The following is a 21,984-nucleotide window of genomic DNA, read 5'->3' as shown; positions in this document are numbered from 1 at the left end:
ACAGCCGCGAGGAACTAGTGATTAAGGTCGTCGACCAGGGCCCGGGTAACGCGGCGGATAAACGTGAAGTGGTGTTCGAACCGGTCTTTCGCCTGGAAGGTTCGCGTAATCGCAACTCCGGCGGCGTCGGTCTGGGCATGACCATCGCCCGGGAAGCAGCGGTGCGTCTGGGTGGGCAGTTGAGCCTGGAAGAAACTTCCGGGGGAGGCCTGACGGCGGTCATCCGCCTGCCCCGTCTCTAAGCCACAACGACTCTCCTGTGGGAGCGGGCTTGCCCGCGATAGCGGTCTGACAGCCAACATCGATGTTGAATGTGCCGGCCTCATCGCGGGCAAGCCCGCTCCCACAGGATTTGAGCCTGACCAATACTTGTGTGTACCGGACGGTACAAACCCCACATACCCACGACACCTTATCCCTTGAGGCTGCATAAGCCGGTGTACCCACCGGTTTCCCATTCCAAGGAGTGAGCACAATGATCGGTAGTGTCAGTAACTACACGAGCTATACCAGCACCAGCAGCACCTCCACCAACAGTGCCCGCAGCCAGCAATTCCAGAAAGACCTGCTCGCCAAACTCGACAGCAACAGCGATGGCGCAGTGGATCAGGACGAGCTCACGAGCGCTCTGTCGCAGAAAACCGACGACGGTCTGCTGGTCAGCCTGAGCAAAAACTTCAGCGACCTGGGCAGCGACGAAAGCGGCAGCCTGAGCAGCGAGGAAATGGCCGCGATGGCCCCTGCGCCACCGCCACCGCGCGATCAGGCGCCGAGCACCGAACTGGCCGATGCGCTGATCAGCGCTTTGGACACTGACGGCGACGGCGCCATCAGCAGCGATGAACTGAGCAACGGCCTGACCAGCGCCGGCAGCACGGCCGACAGCGCAGAAATCTTCTCGGCGCTGGACAAGAACGAAGACGGCACCGTCAGCCAGGACGAACTCGTCGCCAGCCTGACCCCACCGCCGCCGCCACCTCAGCAGGTGTCCAGTGAAGAGCTGTTCAGCCAGCTCGATATCGACAGCGACGGCAGTGTCACCGCCACCGAACTGAGCAGCGCCCTGGCCAGCGACAGCACCTCGTCGACCAGCACCGACACCAGCGCCGCATTGCTCAAGGTGCTCGATAGCGACAGCAGCGGCGGCGTCAGCAGCGATGAACTGAAAGCCGCCCTGCAAGCCGGTCGCGAGCAGAACACTGACAGCTCCACCGATCAGCTCAACGTGACCGAAGCCCTGAACAAAATGATCGCCAACCTGAGCAAGCAGTACTCGCTCGACAACGTGGCGACCGTGGGCAAATACCTGAACGAGGCGACCTGAGTCGAAAGCTTCGCGGGCAAGCCTCGCTCCTACGGATGTACGTGGCATCAGCGCCCCTATACATCCGTAGGAGCGAGCGGTGCGGCGATCCGACTTGCCCGCGAAGAGGCCCTAAGCCCCAACAAAAAACCAGGGCTGGCGATATTCACCCCGGGCCTGTTTTTTGCTCCAGAGACACAGGTTTGTAGATCAAAAGATCGCAGCCTTCGGCAGCTCCTACGCGGGATTGTGCTCAACCGCGATAGGGCAGTGAACACCGAATCCGTAGGAGCTGCCGAAGGCTGCGATCTTTTGACCTTCAAAACCCCAAACAACAAAAAGCCCACCATTTCTTTCCAAAGAAATGGCGGGTTTGTACGTTTAGATCACACGGTATCCACCTTCAATGAATGGTCATTGAGCATGCCATTGATGATCGTCGCCGTATCGTGACCGCCGGCAATCACACCATCCGCTCCGGGGGTAACGCCGTAATGACTGGCCAGGTTCACCCCGGCAAGATCAATGGTCTGGTTCGGCGTGGCGCCGGCCATGGCGCTGACGTCGATGCTGGTAATCACCGATGCGCCACTGCCGCTGACGGTGAAGTGCAGGTAGTCATCCAGCGATGCCGCGGTGCCGTTTTCGCCTTGCAGCAGTTGCGACAGGTCGAGTTTGTCGGTGCCTGGGGTGAAGTCGGTGATGACGTCGTGGCCGCTGTTGCCTTTGAGCCACTGGAAGGTGTCGGCGCCGCTGCCGCCGGTGAGGGTGTTGTTGCCGAGGCCGCCAATCAGGAAGTCGTCACCGCCCCCGCCGTTGAGCACATCGTTACCCAAACCGCCGTTGATGATGTTGCTGTTGTTGTCCCCCATGAGGCTGTCATTGAAGTTTGAGCCGGTGAGGTTTTCGATGCCGGTCAAGGTGTCAGTACCAGCGCCAAGGGTGTTTTGCGCGGTAAGCAGGCCCAGGTCGACGGTGACCCCGGCGGTGGCGTGGGCGTAGTTTGCGGTGTCGTTGCCGGTGCCGCCGTCGAGCAGGTCGTTGCCGGCGCCGCTGAACAGCAAGTCGTTGCCCGCACCGCCGTGCATCTCGTTGTTGCCTGAACCTGCGGTGAGTACGTCATTGCCGTCGCCGGCATTGATGACGTTGTTGCCAGCGCCCGCCACCAGTACGTCGTCACCCGAAGTGCCGGTCAGCGTATGGCCATCCTGATAGCTGATGGTCACATTGGCCGAGTCGCTGCCGCCGTGGTTGTCGTTGGCGGTGTAGGTACCGTGGAAGTCCGGCGTGGCGTCGTGGGCTCCGGCGTAGTTGACGGTCATGGTCAGCTGGTAGTTTTCCGCCCCCTTCCCGCTGTTGCCCGGGCCGCCGTCGTCGATGTTGGTGATGTGGATCTGGTACGTGCCGTCCGCTGTGGCAGTGATGGTCTGGCCGTCGGCGATGGCAATGTAAGCACCGCCGTTGACCGAGTACTCCATGGTGACGTGGCCGGCCGCCAGGTTGTGGTCCAGGTTGAGGGTTTCACCTTGTTTGAGGGTGACGGTGATCCGGTCCTCATCATTGGTATTGTTGGCGCTGACCGCCCCCAGCGCCCCGCTGACCACCAACATCGCCGTCATGGCGGCTGTGTTGGCGACGAATGCGCTGCGGGCGATGGTCACTGCCTGGGTGTTATTGGCGGTGAAACTGAAGTTCGGATTGGTGCCGGTAAAGTCCCCGCCCCTGGCCGTCCAGCCAGTGTTGAAGGTGGTCGGCGATGCCGTGAGCGCATCGCCATTGACGTCGGTATCGTTGGTCAGCAGCAGTTCGCCCGGCAGCACAATGCTGCCCGACAGCACGTTGGTGATGACGTGATCATCGACCGCCACCGGTGGTGTGTTCGGAATCACGTTGATCACCAGAGTGGAGCTGGCCAGATCGCCGTCGTTGTCGCTGGCGGTAAAGCCGATGTTTTCAGTGATCACCGCGGCCGTGGTTTTCTGCGAGAGGTAGGTGTATTCGCCGGTGTCGAGGTTTACCACCAGGGTGCCGCTGTTGTCGGTGGCAATGCTCAGGGTGTTATTGGCGGTGTTGAACGTGCCGTGGTTCGCACCGCCGCTGAAGCTCAGCGAACCCTGATTGCTGTTGGCTTTCGGGTCATAGGTGTAGGTGGTGCCATCGATCGTAATCGATTTGATGAATCCGCCATCGGCGCCAAATGTACCGCCCTCGCCCAACAACGAACCGGTGACCGGCGCGCCTTGCACGGTGCCCGAGAGTACCGAGTTGAGCTGATTGAGGTCGGTCACTATCACGGCGTCGGTGTCGGTGTGCGTGCTACCGTCATAGGCCACTGGATCGAGGCTGGCGTTACTGACGCCACTGCCCAGGCCGATGGCGTAGTTCTTGATGTCATTGGCGTCGAGGAAGGCTTTGAGCGCGGTCTCGTCCGCGGTGCCGATGTCGCCTTCGTTGGGTTTGCCATCGGAGAAGAAGTAGCCGACGTTCTGCGCCCCGATCAGTTTGCCCGAGGTGTTGAACGCGGTTTGCATGGTCGCCACGGCTGCGTCGTAGTTGGTGCCGCCGCCCTCGCTGAGACCAGCGATGAGCGACTTGGCGGTCGCCACATCGACCCACACAGAGGTCAGGTCCGTGGCGCTGCTGCTGAAGGTGACGATCTGCACTTTCACATCGCCGAGGTCGTCATACTTGTCGAGCAATGCGCTGATCGCCTGCTTGGCCAGGTCCAGCCGCGACAGACCCGACACACCGGAAGGATCGACCATGCTCCCGGACACATCGATCACCAGCAGCAGGTTGGAGTCGATCTGCACCGCGGGCACCGAACGGTCCGAGGCAACGGCTTTGGGCACGTCATCGACGATGCTGACCACAAGGGTGCCGGTGGTGCTGTTGCCCACGGCATCGGTGGCGGTGTAGGTGAAGCTTTCGTTCAGGGTGTTCGCGCCGTCGTTGGCGTTGGGCGAAGTTTTCGGCGCCGAAGTCAGGGTGTAGGTATAGCTGCCGTCGGGGTTGAGCAGGATCTGCCCGTAGGTTCCGGTGGCGCTGCCGACCAGGGTGTAAGTGATCGCGCCGCTGGCACCGGTGACCGCACCGACCAGCGTACCGGAGCCGGTTTCACCGCTGTTGCCAGGCTCGCTGCCAGTGACCGTGCCTGCTGCCAGGTCCTGGCCGTCCCGGGTCAAATCCAGGGCTTTTTCGTAGACCGTCACGTCGGTATCGGTGACCGTTACAAGGCAGTTGTTGGACACGTCGATGGTCAGGGTGGTGGTGCTTTCATCACCATCAGCATCGCGCACGGTGTAGGTGAACACATCCGTGGCGCCTGGTTCGCCGACCGAGTTGGGGTTGCTGTGGTACACGGCATTACCGTTGGCATCCAGTGTGAGATAGCCGTAGGTGCCGTTGATTTGGCTGTTCAAGCCGCCGATGGCCGAAGTCGAGGTGTCGCTGCCGGCGCGCACGCCGACCACTGCACCTCCCAACGCCGGGCCGTCAGCACCGAGCACATCGTTGTGCAGCACATTCCCGCTGACGGTCCCGCCCTCTACCACCGAGACTGAGTCGCAGTGCGCAGTCGGCACGTCATCGACGATGTTGATCACGATGGTACTGGTGACGCTGTTGCCTAGAGAATCGGTGGCCTGATAGGTGAAGCTTTCACTCAGGGTGTTCGGTCCGTCATTCGCGTTGGGAGTGGTCGCTGGTGCGGAAATCAGGGTGTAGGTGTAGCTGCCATCCGGGTTGAGCAGGATTTGCCCGTAGGTCCCAGTGGTGTTACCGACCAATGTGTAAGTGATCGCGCCAGTGGCGCCGGTGACGGAGCCGGCCAAGGTGCCGCTGGCGGTTTCGCCGGTATTGCCAGGCTCACTGCCGGTAACCGTGCCCGCCGCCAGGTCCTGTCCATCCTTGGTCAAATCCAGCGCTTTTTCGTGAACCGTCCCGTCATTATCGGGGACCACTACGAGGGAGCAGTCGGCCACGTTAATGGTAATGGTCGTGGTGCTTTCATCGCCATCGGCATCACGCACGGTATAGGTGAACACATCCGTGGCGCCCGGTGCGCTGACAGAGTTTGGATTGCTGTGGTACACGGCGTTGCCGTTGGCATCCAGAGTCAGGTAGCCGTAGCTGCCGTTGATTTGCGTGTTCAAGCCGCCGATGGCCGACGTCGAGGTGTCGCTACCGGCGCGTACGCCGACCACTGCACCACCCGACGCAGGGCCGTCAGCACCGAGCACATCGTTGCCCAACACATTACCGCTGACTGTCCCGCCCTCCGCCACCGCAACTGCATCGGCGTGGGCGGTGGGTACGTCATCGACGATGTTGATCACGATGGTACTGGTGACGCTGTTACCCAAGGGATCGGTCGCTTGATAGGTGAAACTTTCGCTCAGGGTATTCGGCCCGTCGTTGACGTTGGGCGTGGTCGCTGGCGCGGAAGTCAGCGTGTAGGTGTAGCTGCCATCCGGATTGAGCAGGAGTTGCCCATAAGTCCCGGTGGCGCTGCCGACCAGGGTGTAGGTGATCACGCCAGTGGTGCCGGTGACCGAGCCGACCAACGTGCCGGAGGCGGTTTCGCCGGTGTTGCCGGGCTCGCTGCCGGTGACCGTGCCCGCTGCCAGGTCCTGGCCATCCTGGGTCAAATCCAGGGCTTTTTCGCTAACCGTCACGTCGGTATCGGTGACCGCCACGAGGGTGCAATCGGCCACGTTGATGGTGATGGTCGTGGTGCTTTCATCGCCATCGGCATCGCGCACGGTGTAGGTGAACACGTCCGTGGCGCCCGGCGCGCTGACCGAGTTCGGGTTGCTGTGATACACCGCGTTGCCATTGGCATCCAGCGTCAGGTAGCCATAGCTGCCGATGATTTGCGTATTCAGGCCACCGATGGCTGAAGTCGAAGTGTCGCTGCCGGCGCGCACGCCAACCACCGCACCACTGAGTGCCGGGCCGTCGGCACCACCGACGTCATTGTCCAGCACGTTGCCCGAGGCCGTTGCGCCCTCGTCTATCGTGGCGAGATCAGGATTGGCGGTGGGCAAGTCATCGACGATGTTGACGTTGATCTGACCCAATGCCGTGCTGCCATCGACGTCGGTGGCGACGACGTTGAGGTTCTCGGTGATGCTGTTGGTGCCGTCGGCGTTCGGGTGGGTTTCGTTATCCGTCAGGGTGTAGCTGTAGCTGACAACGCCGGTCGTACTGTTGAAACCGGTGATGGTCAGCGTATTGCCGAGCGCAGTGACAATCGATTGCGGGAAGCCTGCGGCCACGCCACCGGTGACTACCGCGATGCCGCCCACGGTCAGGGTTTGCAAACCGTCGAGGGCGGTGACGGTGAAGGTGCCGCTTTGAGTCAAGGCGGGCGTGTTGGGGCTGGTGCCGTCGCTGAGGTTTTTCTCATAAACGTTGAGTTCACCGCCGTTGACGTTCAGGCCATCGAGGGTCACTGGGTCATCGTTGTTCTGGATGTTCAGCACCAGCGTCGCGGTGCTGGTATCGCCATCGGAATCGGTGAGGGTGTAGACGAAATTCTCGGTAGCGTTGCCACCGCCGTTCAAGGCTTTGAAGTCCGCATCGTTGGTGTTCAGGGTGTAGGTGTACGTGCCGTTGGCGTTGAGTACCAGGGTGCCGTACGTCCCGTTGAACGTGCCGCCGATGACCGGCCCGCTGTCGGGGCCGGTGGCAATGCGGTCAGCGCCCTGGAGGTCGTTGGGCAGCACGCTGCCGGTCAGGGTCAGCAGGGTTTCCGAGGCGGTATTGGCGTTGGTGTCGTCGACCGCTTTGGGCACATCGTCAGTGATGTTGACGTCCAGCGAACCGGTGGCGGTATCGCCGTTGCTATCACTCGCGACCACGGTGAACTGTTCGCTGAGGTTGTTGGCGCCGTCGCCAGCCGAGTGGGTTTCGTTGCCAACCAGGGTGTAGCTGTAACTCACCACGCCGGTGGCCGGGTTGTAACCGGTGATCGTCAGGGTGTTGCCCAGTTGCGTGGTGATCGACTGCGGAAAACCGGCGGGCACACCGCCACTGATCACGTTGATCCCGCCGATGTTCAGGCTGGTCAGCCCGTCAGCCGCAATGACTGTGAATGTGCCGTTTTGAATCAGTGCTCCGGGGTTGCTGGCTGAACCGTCCGCCAGATGGGCTTCATTGAGGGTCAGTTCGCCCCCCGCCGCCGACAGGCCAATGAGGGTGACCGGGTTATTCAGCGCGCCGGTCCCACCTGCACCACCCGCACCGTTATCGCCATTGCCCGGATCAGCGTCTCGGCGCGCCAGGGGGAATTCGGGAATACCGTTGAAGCCCGCGGTGGGGAAACCAATGATGGGATCGACCCGGCCCGCCACTTCCTCCAGCAACACAAAACTGTGACCGCCGCCCAATCCACCCGGCGCGCCCGAGGCGCCCGGTCCGGCGGCAGTGGCTTCACCTGTTTGAGTCGGGTCGGCGCCAGCGGCAATGGCTTTTTGCAGTTGCTCGACATCGGTCAGTTGCGCCTGGCTCGGTGTTACTGCCTCGGCGGTCTCCACGTGTGGGACCTGATGCGCCAGTAATTGGGTCGTCATCTGCAGGCTGCTGTCACGCCCCAGGGTCAGCTCCTGGCCATTTTTCAACTGCACCGCCACCGCGCCTTCGGCCCCGGTGACCAGTTGCTCGCCGGCAAACAGCCGATCGCCCTCGACCAGAGTGCGTCGGGTGCCATCACCCGCCACTGCGTACACCTGACCGATGACCTTACTGACGATACCGATGAGCGTTGCCATGTGCATTTCCTCCGCTGCCAACTGCTGTCGGCATCCTGTTTGCGCGAAGACGTGCTCATGGTTCAGGCAGGTTGCCTGGCGGATTGTTTGCCGAGAAAGCGTTTACCTGAGGTAAACCGCTGCCTCCCGACATTCTCGCCAAGCGTGTCGCTCGCAAGGGGGATTCCTGGATCGGGATAAAACCCTCTGCAATCAATGGCATCGGGGTCCACTTCCAAAATAACCGCCCTGTTAACGATGCGTAACGGTTTTGAATCACTTGAGCGACAAAAAATTGTCGCCTCTAAACCGTCTCGCTTCCCTCCCCTCCAGCACTTCTTCGCCCTGTGTCGAAAAGTGAATGGAACTTTCCTAAAGCCCGTCGATGCTCTGAGAGCTCACAAAAACAAGGCTTTCGCATTGAACAATGTGCTGGATTTTTCAGAGCGCATAAGTTTTTTTCGGCATAAGACTTATGAGAAATCCTTCTTAGCTTCTCTTCAGGATGTTCTTAGCTCTGTTGTAACAAGCGTGAGACGGTTTCGCTTAAAAATAACGTCAAATATTTGGCGACTCACTAAGTACCATCAGGAATCAGGGAGAGGCATCCATGCGCGTTTTAACCCCCCTCTGCAGCGCGATTTTGCTGGCCATGGCCTGCACTTCTCAGGCTCAGGCGATGTCATTGACCGAGGCGATCCAGAGCACCATTGCGACCCACCCGGAACTGTCGTCGCGGGTCGATGCCCGGCTCTCGGCCGACGAGCAGATTAAAGTCGCCAAAGGGGGCTTTTATCCATCGGTGGATTTGAACGCCGGCTACGGGCGCGGGTACAGCGATAACACCACCACTCGGGCGCAGGGCAACCACCACACCGAAATCCTCACCTACACCCAATCGGAACTGCGCCTGCGGCAGATGCTGTTCGACGGCTTCAACACCTCCAACGAGGTCGCGCGCACCAAAGGCGTGGCCAACTCGCGAGCCTATTACGCTCAGGGCACCGCTCAGGACCTGGCCCTGCGCACCGTCGAGGTTTACCTCGAAGTGCTCAAGCGCCGCGAACTGGTGACCCTGGCCAAGAACAACCTGCAAGCGCACATGCGGGTCAACGATCAGATCGGCCTGCGCACCGAACGTGGGGTTGGCAGCAACGCCGACTCCGACCAGTCCACCGCTCGCCGGGCGCTGGCGCAAAACAACCTCGACACCGCCGAAGTCGATCTGGCCGATGCCGAGACGAATTTCTACAGCGTCGTGGGGCGCATGCCCGATGAACTCGAAGCGCCGCCATCGACCCGCGGCGAATTGCCCGCCACCCTTCCGGAAGCCCAGCAGAGCATGGTGGAAAACAACCCGTACCTGAAATCCGCCCAGGCCGATGTGCAATCGGCCGAGAGCCAGTACGAAGTCTCCAAGTCGCCGTTCTACCCGCGTTTTGACGCTGAAGCGGCGGTGGGCGCGAATAACAATATTCAGGGCGACGAAGGCCACGACAACGAATGGCGAGTGGGTGTGGTGATGAACTACAACCTGTTCCGCGGCGGCAGCGACAAGGCCCGACTGGCCTCCAATGCGCACCAGATCAACCAGGCGCTGGACATCCGCAACAACGCCCTGCGCCAGCTCAACGAGAACATCCACCTGGCCTGGAACGCCATGCTCAACGCCAAGAAACAAACCCCGACCGCCCGTGAATACGCCGAAACCACCACCCGTGTGCGGGCCGCGTATCAGGATCAGTTCGGCCTTGGTCAACGGACCTTGCTCGACTTGCTCGACAGTGAAAACGAGCTCTACAACGCCAACCGCCGCTACACCGAAGTGCGCTACACCGAGGAGTTTTCGATGTACCGCGTGCTGGCGAATATGGGTCAGTTGCTGAGCAAACAACGGGTGGTGCTGCCCGCCGATGCGATCGCCTCCACCGAAGTGAAAAACGAAGCTCGTTTGCCTGAACTGAAATGAAGTAACCCCGTGTAGGAGCTGCCGAAGGCTGCGATCTTTTGATTTTGTTTTTCAAGATCAAGATCAAAAGATCGCAGCCTTCGGCAGCTCCTACAGGGAGATATGTAGATATTTATGCCAATTGCCGCAGCGCAACGGGAGCGATCAAGTGACCAGCATGGAAACCGGCAACACTGGCGTCGATCCGCGTCTGAGCTTCGATGACCCGCTTCTGGACGGTCTGTTGATCCTCTGCAAACTTCATGGCGCGACGGTCAGTCGCGCCAGCCTGAGTGCCGGGCTGCCAATGGCACACCAACGTTTGAGCCTGGACCTGCTGCCGCGCGCAGCGGCCCGGGCCAGTTTGCAGGCGCGTGTGTTGCGCCGTGAACTGGGGGAGATTTCCGCGCTCAACCTGCCTGTGATGCTGATCCTCAACCATGGCCGCTGCGCAATCTTGCGTCGCTTCGGCAATGACGGTCAGGCACTGATTCTGCCGAGCGAAGCCGACGGTGGAGAACAATGGGTCAGCACGGACGAGCTGGCCACCAACTACAGCGGCCAGGCCTTGTTCGCCCGGCCGCGGCATGAACTCGAAGACTTGCGCGCGCCGCTGGTGCCGCGAGTCGAGGCGTGGTTTCGCGACACGCTGAAGTTGTCGAAGTGGCTGTACAGCGATGCGATTCTGGCGAGTTTTCTGATCAACCTGCTGGGCCTGATGGTGCCGCTGTTTGTAATGCAGACCTACGACCGGGTGGTGCCGAACCAGGCCACTTCTACCTTGTGGGTGCTGTCGATCGGCTTGTTGATCGGCACCGGGTTCGAATTGGTGCTACGGGTGGTTCGTGCGCACTTGCTGGACACCGCCGGGAAGAAAACCGACGTGATTCTTTCGGCGACCTTGTTCGAACGCATCACAGGGATGTCGATGAAAGCGCGGCCAGCGACCATCGGTGGTTTCGCCCAGAGCATTCATGACTTTCAAGGCCTGCGGGAATTTCTCACCGCCGTCACGCTGACCAGCCTGATCGACCTGCCCTTCGCGGTGTTGATGCTGGTGGTGATCGGCCTGCTTGGTGGCTGGCTGGTGGTGATTCCGCTGTTGGCGTTCCCCATCACGATCATCTTTGCCATGGTGATCCAGTCACGTCTGCGCGACACCGTGCAGAAGAGTCTGAGCCTCGGCGCCGAACGCCAGGCCCTGCTGATCGAAACCCTCGGCGGCCTGGAAACCCTCAAGGCGTGCAGCGCCGAAAGCGAACGCCAACACAAATGGGAAAGCACCCACGGCGCCCTCACCCGCCTCGACAGCCATGCGCGCAACCTCTCGGCGCTGGCCACCAATGGCACGCTGTTCATCCAACAGTTCTCCGGCATGGCGACCATCGTCGCCGGCGTCTACAGCATCATTGCCGGCAACCTCAGCGTCGGCGCTCTGGTAGCGACCTACATGCTCGGCAGCCGCGTGCTCGCGCCGCTGGGACAAATCGCCGGGCTGATCACCCGTTATCAGCAAGCGCAACTGACCATGAAAAGCACCGATGCGCTGATGTCGTTGCCGCAAGAACGTGACGCCAAACAGCGACCATTGGAGCGCACGCAACTGCAAGGCGCACTCGACGTCAGCGGCGTGACGTTTCACTACAACGGCCAGAATGCTCCGGCCCTGGCCAACGTCAGCTTCAGCATGAAACCCGGCGAACGGATCGGCATCATCGGCCGCAGCGGTTCGGGCAAAAGCACGTTAGCGCGGCTGGTGATGGGGTTCTATGCGCCGGAAGAAGGCCAGTTGCTGCTCGATGGCCTGGACCTGCGACAACTGGACGTCGCCGACCTGCGCCAACAGATCGGCTACGTTGCCCACGACCTGCCGCTGCTGGCCGGCAGCCTGCGCGACAACCTGACCCTCGGCGCGCGCTACATCAGCGATGCCCGGATGCTTGAAGTCGCTGAACTGACCGGCGTCACCGAACTGGCTCGTCAACACCCCCAGGGCTTCGACCGGCCGGTAGGCGAACGCGGTCAATTGCTGTCGGGCGGTCAACGCCAAGCGGTGTTGCTGGCGCGGGCCTTGTTGCTCGACCCGCCGATCATGCTGCTCGACGAACCCACCAGCGCCATGGACAACAGCAGCGAAGACGTCCTGCGGCAAAAACTCCACGGCTGGATTCAGGGCAAAACCCTGCTGCTGGTCACTCACCGCACCTCGATGCTCAGCCTGGTGGACCGGTTGGTGGTGCTGGACAACGGGCGGATCGTCGCCGACGGCCCGAAAGAAGCGGTCATCGATGCATTGCGCAAGGGCCGTGTCGGCTCTGCGACGGTTTAGGAGTTGCCCATGTCTGATTCATCGTCCGCTTCATCAAAGGACAGAGGCTACTTTGGCAGTTTCAGCAAAAGCGCCGAAAGCGAATTCATGCCGGAAACCGCCGGCGCCTCGTTGCAGGATTCGCCGCGCTGGTCGCGGATCACCGTGTGGCTGGCAGCGGCGTTGCTGATCACCGCGCTGGTCTGGGCCAAGTTCGCCGTGTTGCAGGAAGTCACCACGGGCGAAGGCAAGGCGATTCCGTCGAGCAAGATTCAGGTGATCCAGAACCTGGAGGGTGGCATCGTCACGGAAATCTTCGTGCGCGAAGGGCAAATGGTGAACAAGGGCGACACGTTGCTGCGCCTGGATGACACGCGTTTTCTGTCGAACAAAGGTGAAAGCGAAGCGGACCGCTATGCACTGACCGCGCAGGTCGAACGCCTGTCGGCCGAAGCGGAAGGCCGGCCATTCAAGTTGTCCGCGGAAGTGATCGCCAAGGCGCCGCAAGTGGCCGAGGACGAACGCTCGCTGTACGAACAACGCCAGCGCCGACTGGCCAGCGAACAGCGCACGCTGACCGAACAACTCCGGCAGAAAACCCAGGAGCTGGCGGAATTCCGTTCCAAACAGGGGCAGTTCAGTTCCAGCCTGGCACTGCTGCAACAAGAGATGAACATGTCTGCGCCGTTGGTGGGCACCGGGGCGGTTTCGCCGGTGGAAATCCTGCGGCTCAAACGCAGCGCGGTGGAGATCCGTGGCTCGCTGAACGCCACGACCCTGGCGATTCCCCGTGCCGAATCGGCAATCAATGAGATCAAAAGCAAGATCGATGAGTCCGAACAATCCTTCCGTTCGGACGCGGCGAAAGAGCTGAATGAGAAACGCACCGACCTGTCGAAAATCACTGCCTCGAGCATTGCCATCGACGACCGCGTGACGCGCACCACCGTGGTGTCGCCGGTTCACGGCATTATCAAAATGCTGAAGGTCAACACCATCGGTGGCGTGGTCCAGCCGGGTAACGACATGGTGGAAATCGTGCCGCTGGAAGACAACCTGCTGATCGAAGCCAAGGTCCGCCCTCAAGACGTGGCGTTCCTGCACCCGGGCCAGAAAGCCATGGTCAAGTTCAGCGCTTACGACTACACGATTTATGGGGGGTTGAGTGCGAAGCTGGAGCTGATCGGGGCGGACACCATCACCGATGACAAGGGCAACAGCTTTTATCTGATTCAAGTGCGCACCGACAAGAATCACTTGGGCGGAGATGCGAAACCGCTGCTGATCATTCCGGGGATGGTGGCGACGGTGGACATTATTACCGGGGAGAAAAGCGTGCTGGATTATTTGCTTAAACCGGTGTTGAAAGCGCGGACCGAGGCGATGCGGGAGCGATAGTGATTATCCAGATATTGCGGTGATTGATCCGGCCTCTTCGCGGGCAAGCCCGCTCCCACAGGGATCTGCGTCGTACACAAATATTGTGAACACCACCAAACACTGTGGGAGCGGGCTTGCCCGCGAAGAGGCCGGCATAAACAACCACTATTTCGGCCCATGATTGCGCTGAAATACCTCCTCCCCCATCGCCGCAATCTGCCCCTCGATCAACGCCTCGAATGGCTTCAACAACGGCTCAAAACTGACCGGTGACTCAAGCGTCTGCAACGCCTGCACAATCGCCTCCACCGTCGACAACGCCCCCGGCCCCGGAGCTTTGCGCAGGCGATAACGCGACACCCCGCCCTCGGCCAATGTCACTCTGGGCAACGCCGCCAATAATGGATTGAGGTGCAGCATTTTGCGCGCCTTGCGCCAGGTGCCGTCCGGAACCACCAGCAGCAGCGGCTGATCATTAGCGGTGTAAGTCTGCATCGTCTGCGCCTCCTCACCGGGAAACAGCAAACGTGCCTGATAGCCCGGCTGATTCAACAGCGTCGGCAAATCCTCGAACATCTCGCCCACAATCAACTCGGCATTCTTCAACCCCAGCGCCGCCAATCTCGCGGTGTTCAGCGCGTGATTCACTTCGCTTGGATGCTGAAGCAGCAACACCCGAGTGCGACTGTCGAGGCTCGGGATCAGCGGGCACAGGCAATGGGTTTGCGGGCGGAGACAGCGTGGGCACTGGATTCTGGACATTGTCTTAAGCCTGATTGAGCTGCGCTTTGAGCAGGTCGCGGAAGGTCTGGATCAGCGGTTCGCGGCTGCGGCCCCGGCGCACGATCATTGAAAATGGCGCTTGATAACCGAACGTCGCCGGCAGCAGCACGCGCAAATCACCTTTGTCGGCCCAAGCTTGGGCGTAATGCTCCGGCAGGTAACCGATGTACGCACCGGACAGCACCAGAATCAGCTGGGCCTCCATACTTTCCACGGTCGCCGCGCTGTGTTTGAAGCCGTGGCGGGCCAGTTCGGCCTGGCTCCAATAGCCGCGACCGACCATGCGCTGTTGGGTAATGACTTGCTCGGGAATACGCCGCTCGGTGAACAGCGGGTGGCGACTGCTGCAATACAGCCAGTGTTGCTCGCGGTAGAGCGGCATGTAGACCAGACCGCTCATGCGCGTGGAAAAGGCACCGATGGCCAGGTCGAGGCGGTTGTCCTGCACGCCGAGTTGCAGTTCGTAGGGGCTCATGACCGACAGATGCAAATGCACCGCCGGGTGCTCCTGACTGTAGGCGCCGATGGCTTCGGCGAACGGCAAGGCCTTGTCGCTGACGGTGGAGTCGATCACACCCAGGTTCAGGGTGCCGCGCAGCTCGCCTTTGAGGGCGGCGGCGTATTGTTCGAAACCTTCAAGTTCCGCCAACAGACGCAGGGTTTCCTGATGGAACAGCTCGCCCTTGCTGGTCAGGCTGAAACCACCGCGACCGCGATGACAAAGCACCAGGCCCAGGGCCGCTTCGAGCTGGCTCATGTAAGTGCTGATGGCCGAGGTCGAGAGGTTGAGCTCTTGCTGGGCGTTGGCGAACCCCTGATGGCGGACCACGCTGACGAAAATGCGCAATAGTTTCAGGTCGGGTAAAGCGTTGGCCATTGGATGCTCCGAAAAGAAACCCTGAGTTTCTGTGGCGAACGATATCTGTGGCGAGGGGGCTTGCCCCCGTTGGGTTGCGCAGCAGCCCCAAAACCATTCACCCCGGTGTCATCAGACAGACCGAGTTGGCAGGTTTACGACTGCTGCGCAGCCGAACGGGGGCAAGCCCCCTCGCCACAAAGGCCCCTCACTACAGGGGGTCTGTGTATGACGGTAAGTCTATCTCTGCCCTCGCCATTAGTTTAGAAAAATCTGAACTAAGTATTTGCCCGTAGCGATTCTTCCCGGTCACTACATTTCGCAGAATCGGCCCACAGCGGTGCCCGTCTCTCCCCGAGCCTTGCAACCGACATAAATAAAACAACGACGATGAGGCCTTACCCGTGGACAAGATTCTTCACCAACCACTGGGCGGCAACGAAATGCCGCGCTTCGGCGGCATCGCCACCATGCTGCGACTCCCCCATTTGCCCTCTGCTGCTGGCCTGGACGCTGCCTTTATCGGCATCCCACTGGACATCGGCACTTCCCTGCGCCCCGGGACCCGTTTCGGGCCGCGTGAAATCCGCGCTGAATCGGTGATGATCCGCCCGTACAACATGGCCACCGGCGCCGCGCCGTTCGATTCGCTGTCGGTTGCCGACATCGGTGACGTGGCGATCAACACGTTCAACCTGCTGGACGCCGTGCGGATCATCGAAGAGGCCTACGACAATATCCTCGAACACGATGTGATCCCCCTGACCCTCGGCGGCGATCACACCATCACCCTGCCGATTCTGCGTGCCATCCATAAAAAGCACGGCAAGGTCGGCCTGGTGCACATCGACGCCCACGCTGATGTGAACGATCACATGTTCGGCGAGAAGATCGCCCACGGCACCACCTTCCGTCGCGCCGTAGAAGAAGGCCTTCTGGATTGCGACCGCGTGGTGCAAATTGGCCTGCGCGCCCAGGGTTACACCGCCGATGACTTCAACTGGAGCCGCAATCAAGGCTTCCGTGTGGTTCAGGCTGAAGAATGCTGGCACAAATCCCTGGCACCGCTGATGGCCGAAGTTCGCGAGAAAGTCGGCGGCGGTCCGGTGTACCTGAGTTTCGATATCGACGGTATCGACCCGGCCTGGGCACCCGGCACTGGCACCCCGGAAATCGGCGGTCTGACGACCATTCAGGCGATCGAAATCGTGCGCGGCTGCCAAGGCCTCGATCTGGTCGGTTGCGACCTGGTAGAAGTCTCGCCAGCGTACGACACCACCGGTAATACCTCGCTGTTGGGCGCCAACCTGCTGTACGAAATGCTCTGCGTACTGCCAGGCGTGGTCCATCGCTGAGGATCGGTCATGAGCGAACGCGATCAGGTACTCAACGCCGCTGCCGAGCTGGTGTCAGCCTTTGCCCGTAACGATCGCGAAGCCTACTTCGGCGCATTCAGCGTTGATGCCAGCTTCGTGTTCTACACCCTCGAGCAGCCCCTGCTGTCGCGCAATGCCTATCAGGCATTGTGGGACACCTGGCGCGCCGAGGACGGCTTCGAGGTGCTGTCGTGCATCTCGAGCAACGCCTTCGTCAGCCTGCAGGGTGACGTAGCGATTTTCATCCATGACGTAGCCACCGAGCTGCGCATGCAAGGGGAGCAACACTTCAGCCAGGAACGCGAGACGATTGTTTTCAAAAAACAGACGTCTGGCCAAGAACAACAAGGCCTATGGCTGGCCTGCCACGAACATTTGTCCGCAATGCCGGAAGGGCTGCCACCCCCTTAGCCAAACAGGTGACGCTCACACACGATGAGCGCGCCTTTATGATCGGAGCAGATCATGAATAACAACAACAAAGACCAAAGCCTTACGCAAATCGAAACCTACGGGGTCGAACAGATCCCGGACAACGAACGCACCGCAGGCCCGACGGACTTGTTCCGGATGATCTTCGGCGGTTCCAACACCTTTGCCACCGCCGTGCTCGGCAGTTTCCCAGTACTGTTCGGCCTGTCTTTTCAGGCGGGCGTCTGGGCGATTGTGCTGGGCGTATTGCTGGGTTCGTTGATCCTTGCGCCGATGGGCCTGTTCGGTCCGCTCAATGGCACCAATAACGCTGTTTCGTCCGGTGCGCACTTCGGCGTGCACGGGCGGATCGTCGGTTCGTTTCTATCGCTGTTGACCGCCATCGCCTTCTTCTCGCTTTCGGTGTGGAGTTCGGGCGATGCGTTGATTGGTGGCGCGAAACGCCTGATCGGCCTGCCGGAAACCGACCTGACTTTAGGCCTCGCCTACGGTCTGTTCGCGATCCTGGTGCTGACGGTGTGCATCTACGGTTTCCGCTTCCTGCTGTGGGTCAACAAGATCGCCGTATGGAGCGCCAGCCTGTTGTTCCTGTTGGGCATCTTCGCTTTCGCAGGTCCCTTCGATGTGAACTACGCCGGCAGCGTCAGCCTCGGTCAACCGGGTTTCTGGGCGGCCTTCATCGGCGCTGCACTGGTAGCGATGAGCAACCCGATTTCCTTCGGCGCGTTCCTCGGCGACTGGTCGCGCTACATCCCGCGTGACACCTCCAAGCGCCGGATCATGGCCGCCGTGGTGATCTCGCAGGTCGCCACTTTCATCCCGTTCCTGTTCGGCCTCGCCACCGCCACCATCGTGGCGATCAAGGCACCGGACTACATCGCGGCCAACAACTACGTCGGCGGTCTGCTGGCAGTGTCGCCGAGCTGGTTCTTCCTGCCGGTGTGCCTGATTGCGGTGATCGGCGGCATGTCCACCGGCACCACTTCGCTGTATGGCACCGGGCTGGACATGTCCAGCGTGTTCCCGCGGGTGCTGTCGCGGGTCAAGGCAACGCTGCTGATCGGCGTGATGTCGATTGCCTTCATCTTCATCGGGCGCTTTGCGGCGAACCTGGTGCAGAGCGTGTCGACCTTCGCCGTGCTGATCATCACCTGCACCACCCCGTGGATGGTGATCATGATCATCGGCCTGCTGGTACGTCGCGGCTTCTACTGCCCGGATGACCTGCAAGTGTTCACCCGTGGCGAAAAAGGTGGCCGCTACTGGTTCACCCACGGCTGGAACTGGCGTGGCCTGGGTGCCTGGATCCCGAGCGCGCTGGTGGGTTTGTGCTTCGTGAACCTGCCGGGGCAGTTTGTCGGGCCACTCGGGAATCTGGCGGGCGGCATCGACATCAGCCTGCCGGTGACCCTCGGTCTGGCCTCTCTGGTGTACCTGACGCTGCTGAGCCTGTTCCCGGAACCGCGGGAAGTATTTGGCCCGACCGATGCACGCAGCAAGGGCAAGGATTCGCTCGGTAAACCGGCTCTCAGACAAACAGCTTGATCCACCTGTAGGAGCGAGGCTTGCCCGCGAAGAACGATAACGCGGTCTGCCTGACGGACCGCGGCGTTCCCTTCGCGGGCAAGCCTCGCTCCTACAGGGGTCGATTTACCACAAAGATTGATTTTCGCCTCACCATAAAAAAGACAATCGGAGACACGCCATCATGGCTTTGGATTTATTCGTCGTACTCATCTACGCCGCCGCGATGCTGATACTCGGCTACTACGGCATGCGCAAGGCCAAGACCAACGAAGACTTTTTGGTCGCCGGTCGTAACCTCGGCCCGAGCCTGTACATGGGCACCATGGCCGCTACCGTTCTGGGCGGCGCATCTACCGTCGGCACCGTGCGCCTGGGCTACGTCCATGGCATATCCGGTTTCTGGCTCTGCGCGGCTCTCGGTTGCGGGATCGTGGCGCTGAACCTGTTCCTCGCCAAACCGCTGCTGAAACTGAAAATCTACACCGTTACCCAGGTGCTGGAAAAACGCTACAACCCGATGGCCCGCTCCGCGAGCGCGGTGATCATGCTGGCGTATGCGCTGATGATCGGCGTGGTCTCGATCCTGGCCATTGGCACCGTGCTGCAAGTGCTGTTCGACCTGCCGTTCTGGCTGTCGGTATTGGTCGGCGGTGGCGTGGTGGTGATTTATTCGGCGATCGGCGGCATGTGGTCCCTGACCCTGACCGACATCGTCCAGTTCGTCATCAAGACCGTGGGCCTGATGTTCATCCTGTTGCCAATCTGCCTGTACCGCGTCGGCGGTTGGGATGAGTTGGTGTTGAAACTGCCGGCCACCGCCTTTAACTTCACCACGATTGGCTGGGACACCATCATCACCTACTTCATGATCTACTTCTTCGGGATCCTGATCGGCCAAGACATCTGGCAGCGCGTGTTCACCGTCAAGAGCGCCAAAGTGGCTCAGGTCGCCGGTACATTCGCAGGCGTCTACTGCATCATTTACGGACTGGCCTGCGCCCTGATCGGCATGGCCGCTCATGTGCTGATCCCGGACCTGGACAACGTCAACAACGCCTTCGCCGCCATCGTCAAACTGTCCCTGCCGGACGGTATCCGTGGCCTGGTGATTGCGGCTGCCCTGGCGGCCATGATGTCCACCGCCAGTGCCGGCCTGCTCGCCGCCGCCACCACCCTGACCGAAGACCTGCTGCCGAAACTGCGCGGCGGTAAACAGTCGAGTCTGGGTATCAATCGCCTGTTCACGCTGCTGACCGGCATCGCCGTGCTGGGTATCGCGCTGGTGGTAAACGACGTGATCAGTGCCTTGACCCTGGCCTACAACCTGTTGGTGGGCGGCATGCTGATCCCGCTGATCGGTGCAATCTTCTGGAAACGCGCAACCACCGCCGGCGCTATCGCCAGCATGGGCATGGGCTTTGCCACCGCGCTGCTGTTCATGGTCAAGGACGGTATGGACGCCAACACCCCGATCTACTACAGCCTCGGCGTGGGTCTGGTGAGTTTCGTGGTCGTCAGCTTGCTGTCCCGTCGCCCAGCAGTGGTGGCGAGCGCTGTCTAAGCTTTCTATAACGACTTGATGCTTTCTTCGACGGGTGTGGCGTCGGTTGCCACACCCGTTTTTTTCGTCTGAAGAAAACTGCTATTACGCACGATGATTGACGAGTGGCAGCGCCGACACGCCTGAAGCCTGCTGTACTCAGCACCAGGGACAACAACAATAACGCCCTCGAAGAACAATCATGACAAGAGATGCCGTTCGTACAGCCGTGCACCGCTTCATCAGCCGCCTGCTGGAGGGCCGGGATGACTTCGACGACAACACCCCTCTGGTGCAGTTGGGATTGGATAAAGAAGATATTGAAGAACTGATTTTCCATCTGGAGGATCAGCTGGGTTTGACGGCATTTACCGCCGAAGAAGACCGGATGCTCAAGACTGCGACGACCGTCGACGACTTGAGCCGGTTTTTGATTGAGATCGGTCGGTATTAAACCGCCACACTTGATCTAACCTGTCGACCGCCAAGATCGCAGCCTTCGGCAGCTCCTACAGGCGTACCCGCAATCGCAGCACAGACACACTCCCTGTAGGAGCTGCCGAAGGCTGCGATCTTTTCAGGATTTATGACTTACCGGCGGCGTTGCTGCTGGCGGCGACGTTGTTCGTCGTCAGTGCGAATAGGCACGGGTTGCAGAGGCGGTTCGATCAAACCGAGTGCGACACCCAGATCATGCAGCCAGTTTTGGATTTTCTCTTTCATGGTGCCCCCTTCAGGGTAGTGCCGAGCGGCCGAAGTTCTGTAGCCCCTTCGCACTGATAATAGTCCGAAGTCCTACGCAATGCTCGTCCAACATCGCAATGATCTGTTACTGAATTGATCCAAATCCTTGCACGCCCGTTCAAGCAAATGCCTGGGCCTGAATCGCTGCCGACGGATACACCGCCTGCTGCTGCTCGATCCACGCATTCAGATTGGCGCCGACCATACCTTTGCGCCACATCAGCCAGGTGGTCGCGCTGGCGAACGGCTCGGCCAACGGGTGAACCGCTACGCTTTCGCGCCCCGGCAGGCTGGCGAGCATCGACTCCGACATCAGCGCCACGCCGGAGCCGGCAATCACGCAGGCCAGCATTCCCGGATAAGACTCGATCTCCATCGCGCGGCCCATGGCTGCATGGTCATGGGCAAACCAGGCTTCCAGACGCATCCGGTAGGAACAGCCCTGCCGAAACGTGAACACCGAACGCCCTTCGACATCCAGCGCGCTGCGTACTGGCGGATGATCGGCTTCGCTGATCAACACCAGCCGTTCGTCGCACAACGGCACGCCGTCGAGCCCGGCCAATTCCAGAGGGCCGTCCACCAGCGCCGCATCAAGGCGCCCGGTGAGTAGACCTTCGAGCAATTCGCCGCTGGGCCCCGATTGCACCTGCAGGTTTACCGCCGGATAGCTGCGGTGATAACGCGCCAACAGCTCCGGCAGGTGAATCGCAGCGGTGCTGTACATGGTGCCGAGCACGAAATCCCCGGCCGGTTGCCCGCCCTGCACCGCCGCGTGGGCTTCGTCGTGTAAGGCGAACAGCTTGGCGGTGTAGTCCAGCAGGACTTTTCCCGCAGGTGATAACTGCAAACGCTGACGCTCGCGCACGAACAGTTCGACACCGAGTTGCTCTTCGAGCTGCTTGAGCCGGGTCGACAGGTTGGACGGCACGCGATGCAGGCGTTCAGCAGCGCGGGTAATGGAGCCCTCCTCCGCCACCGCCTGGAAGATCCTCAATTGGCTGAATTCCACACCATTCTCCAAACAAGAACAAG

General features: G+C 60.6%; 15 protein-coding genes. 10 read left to right on the top strand and 5 right to left on the bottom strand.

The window, feature by feature from the left end:
* A partial coding sequence (locus F6R97_RS21940; RefSeq protein ID WP_315867087.1) for an ATP-binding protein occupies window positions 1–242 on the top strand: 242 nt, incomplete at its 5' end.
* Window positions 243–475: 233 nt separating this feature from the next.
* Window positions 476–1,324, top strand: coding sequence for a XopAW family type III secretion system calcium-binding effector (xopAW, locus tag F6R97_RS21935; RefSeq protein ID WP_315867086.1), 849 nt, complete (start codon window positions 476–478; stop codon window positions 1,322–1,324).
* Window positions 1,325–1,689: 365 nt separating this feature from the next.
* Here xopAW and F6R97_RS21930 read toward each other — a convergent pair whose 3' ends face one another.
* Window positions 1,690–8,076 carry a retention module-containing protein gene (locus F6R97_RS21930; protein WP_315867085.1) on the bottom strand — a complete coding sequence of 2,129 codons (6,387 nt, stop codon included), beginning with the start codon at window positions 8,074–8,076 and terminating at the stop codon, window positions 1,690–1,692.
* Window positions 8,077–8,665: 589 nt separating this feature from the next.
* Here F6R97_RS21930 and F6R97_RS21925 point away from each other — a divergent pair.
* The 3 genes from F6R97_RS21925 (at window position 8,666) to F6R97_RS21915 (ending at window position 13,709) form a co-directional block, all read left to right on the top strand.
* A complete protein-coding gene (locus F6R97_RS21925) occupies window positions 8,666–10,024 on the top strand; it encodes a TolC family outer membrane protein (protein ID WP_038982038.1) in 1,359 nt (452 codons plus the stop codon).
* Window positions 10,025–10,172: 148 nt separating this feature from the next.
* Entirely contained in the window at window positions 10,173–12,332 is a 2,160-nt protein-coding gene (locus F6R97_RS21920) for a type I secretion system permease/ATPase (RefSeq protein ID WP_315867084.1), read from the top strand.
* A gap of 9 nt (window positions 12,333–12,341) precedes the next feature.
* A complete protein-coding gene (locus tag F6R97_RS21915; RefSeq protein WP_038982037.1) occupies window positions 12,342–13,709 on the top strand; it encodes an HlyD family type I secretion periplasmic adaptor subunit in 1,368 nt (455 codons plus the stop codon).
* A gap of 147 nt (window positions 13,710–13,856) precedes the next feature.
* On the opposite strand, the gene F6R97_RS21910 is transcribed toward F6R97_RS21915, so the two are convergent.
* Together F6R97_RS21910 and F6R97_RS21905 are read right to left on the bottom strand one after the other, a co-directional pair.
* Window positions 13,857–14,453: a tRNA-uridine aminocarboxypropyltransferase gene (locus F6R97_RS21910; RefSeq protein ID WP_315867083.1), complete on the bottom strand. Its 597-nt coding sequence runs from the start codon at window positions 14,451–14,453 to the stop codon at window positions 13,857–13,859.
* 4 nt (window positions 14,454–14,457) lie between these two features.
* Window positions 14,458–15,351: a LysR family transcriptional regulator gene (locus tag F6R97_RS21905; RefSeq protein ID WP_008013540.1), complete on the bottom strand. Its 894-nt coding sequence runs from the start codon at window positions 15,349–15,351 to the stop codon at window positions 14,458–14,460.
* A gap of 383 nt (window positions 15,352–15,734) precedes the next feature.
* On the opposite strand from F6R97_RS21905, the gene speB reads away from it, so the two are divergent.
* From speB to F6R97_RS21880, 5 genes are all read left to right on the top strand, one after another.
* Window positions 15,735–16,685: an agmatinase gene (speB, locus tag F6R97_RS21900; RefSeq protein WP_030131905.1), complete on the top strand. Its 951-nt coding sequence runs from the start codon at window positions 15,735–15,737 to the stop codon at window positions 16,683–16,685.
* A gap of 9 nt (window positions 16,686–16,694) precedes the next feature.
* Window positions 16,695–17,117 (top strand): YybH family protein, encoded by a 423-nt coding sequence (locus F6R97_RS21895; RefSeq protein WP_315867082.1) that lies wholly within the window; start codon window positions 16,695–16,697, stop codon window positions 17,115–17,117.
* A gap of 54 nt (window positions 17,118–17,171) precedes the next feature.
* Window positions 17,172–18,683, top strand: coding sequence for a cytosine permease (locus F6R97_RS21890; RefSeq protein WP_315867081.1), 1,512 nt, complete (start codon window positions 17,172–17,174; stop codon window positions 18,681–18,683).
* 163 nt (window positions 18,684–18,846) lie between these two features.
* A complete protein-coding gene (locus F6R97_RS21885) occupies window positions 18,847–20,226 on the top strand; it encodes a sodium:solute symporter (protein WP_048395736.1) in 1,380 nt (459 codons plus the stop codon).
* A 181-nt stretch (window positions 20,227–20,407) separates the two neighbouring features.
* Entirely contained in the window at window positions 20,408–20,659 is a 252-nt protein-coding gene (locus F6R97_RS21880) for a phosphopantetheine-containing protein (protein WP_048395734.1), read from the top strand.
* Between the two features lie 137 nt (window positions 20,660–20,796).
* Here the strand turns inward: F6R97_RS21880 and F6R97_RS21875 are convergent, their stop codons facing one another.
* Both F6R97_RS21875 and ptrR read right to left on the bottom strand, forming a co-directional pair.
* Window positions 20,797–20,928 (bottom strand): PA1414 family protein, encoded by a 132-nt coding sequence (locus F6R97_RS21875; protein WP_256580670.1) that lies wholly within the window; start codon window positions 20,926–20,928, stop codon window positions 20,797–20,799.
* A gap of 139 nt (window positions 20,929–21,067) precedes the next feature.
* Window positions 21,068–21,961, bottom strand: coding sequence for a putrescine utilization regulator PtrR (ptrR, locus tag F6R97_RS21870; RefSeq protein WP_048395732.1), 894 nt, complete (start codon window positions 21,959–21,961; stop codon window positions 21,068–21,070).
* Window positions 21,962–21,984: the final 23 nt, after the last annotated feature.

This window comes from Pseudomonas sp. JV414 (assembly GCF_032424305.1).
GTDB classification, from domain to species: Bacteria; Pseudomonadota; Gammaproteobacteria; order Pseudomonadales; family Pseudomonadaceae; genus Aquipseudomonas; species Aquipseudomonas lini.
Note: the sequence above shows the minus strand (reverse complement) of the source record. Positions and strands in the feature narration are given on the sequence as shown.

Excerpts from the sequence above, each read along its gene's own strand:
- xopAW (WP_315867086.1), top strand. The coding sequence starts at position 476 with ATGATCGGTAGTGTCAGTAACTACACGAGCTATACCAGCACCAGCAGC.
- F6R97_RS21930 (WP_315867085.1), bottom strand. The coding sequence starts at position 8,076 with ATGGCAACGCTCATCGGTATCGTCAGTAAGGTCATCGGTCAGGTGTAC.
- F6R97_RS21925 (WP_038982038.1), top strand. The coding sequence starts at position 8,666 with ATGCGCGTTTTAACCCCCCTCTGCAGCGCGATTTTGCTGGCCATGGCC.
- F6R97_RS21915 (WP_038982037.1), top strand. The coding sequence starts at position 12,342 with ATGTCTGATTCATCGTCCGCTTCATCAAAGGACAGAGGCTACTTTGGC.
- F6R97_RS21910 (WP_315867083.1), bottom strand. The coding sequence starts at position 14,453 with ATGTCCAGAATCCAGTGCCCACGCTGTCTCCGCCCGCAAACCCATTGC.
- F6R97_RS21905 (WP_008013540.1), bottom strand. The coding sequence starts at position 15,351 with ATGGCCAACGCTTTACCCGACCTGAAACTATTGCGCATTTTCGTCAGC.
- F6R97_RS21895 (WP_315867082.1), top strand. The coding sequence starts at position 16,695 with ATGAGCGAACGCGATCAGGTACTCAACGCCGCTGCCGAGCTGGTGTCA.
- F6R97_RS21890 (WP_315867081.1), top strand. The coding sequence starts at position 17,172 with ATGAATAACAACAACAAAGACCAAAGCCTTACGCAAATCGAAACCTAC.
- F6R97_RS21885 (WP_048395736.1), top strand. The coding sequence starts at position 18,847 with ATGGCTTTGGATTTATTCGTCGTACTCATCTACGCCGCCGCGATGCTG.
- F6R97_RS21880 (WP_048395734.1), top strand. The coding sequence starts at position 20,408 with ATGACAAGAGATGCCGTTCGTACAGCCGTGCACCGCTTCATCAGCCGC.
- F6R97_RS21875 (WP_256580670.1), bottom strand. The coding sequence starts at position 20,928 with ATGAAAGAGAAAATCCAAAACTGGCTGCATGATCTGGGTGTCGCACTC.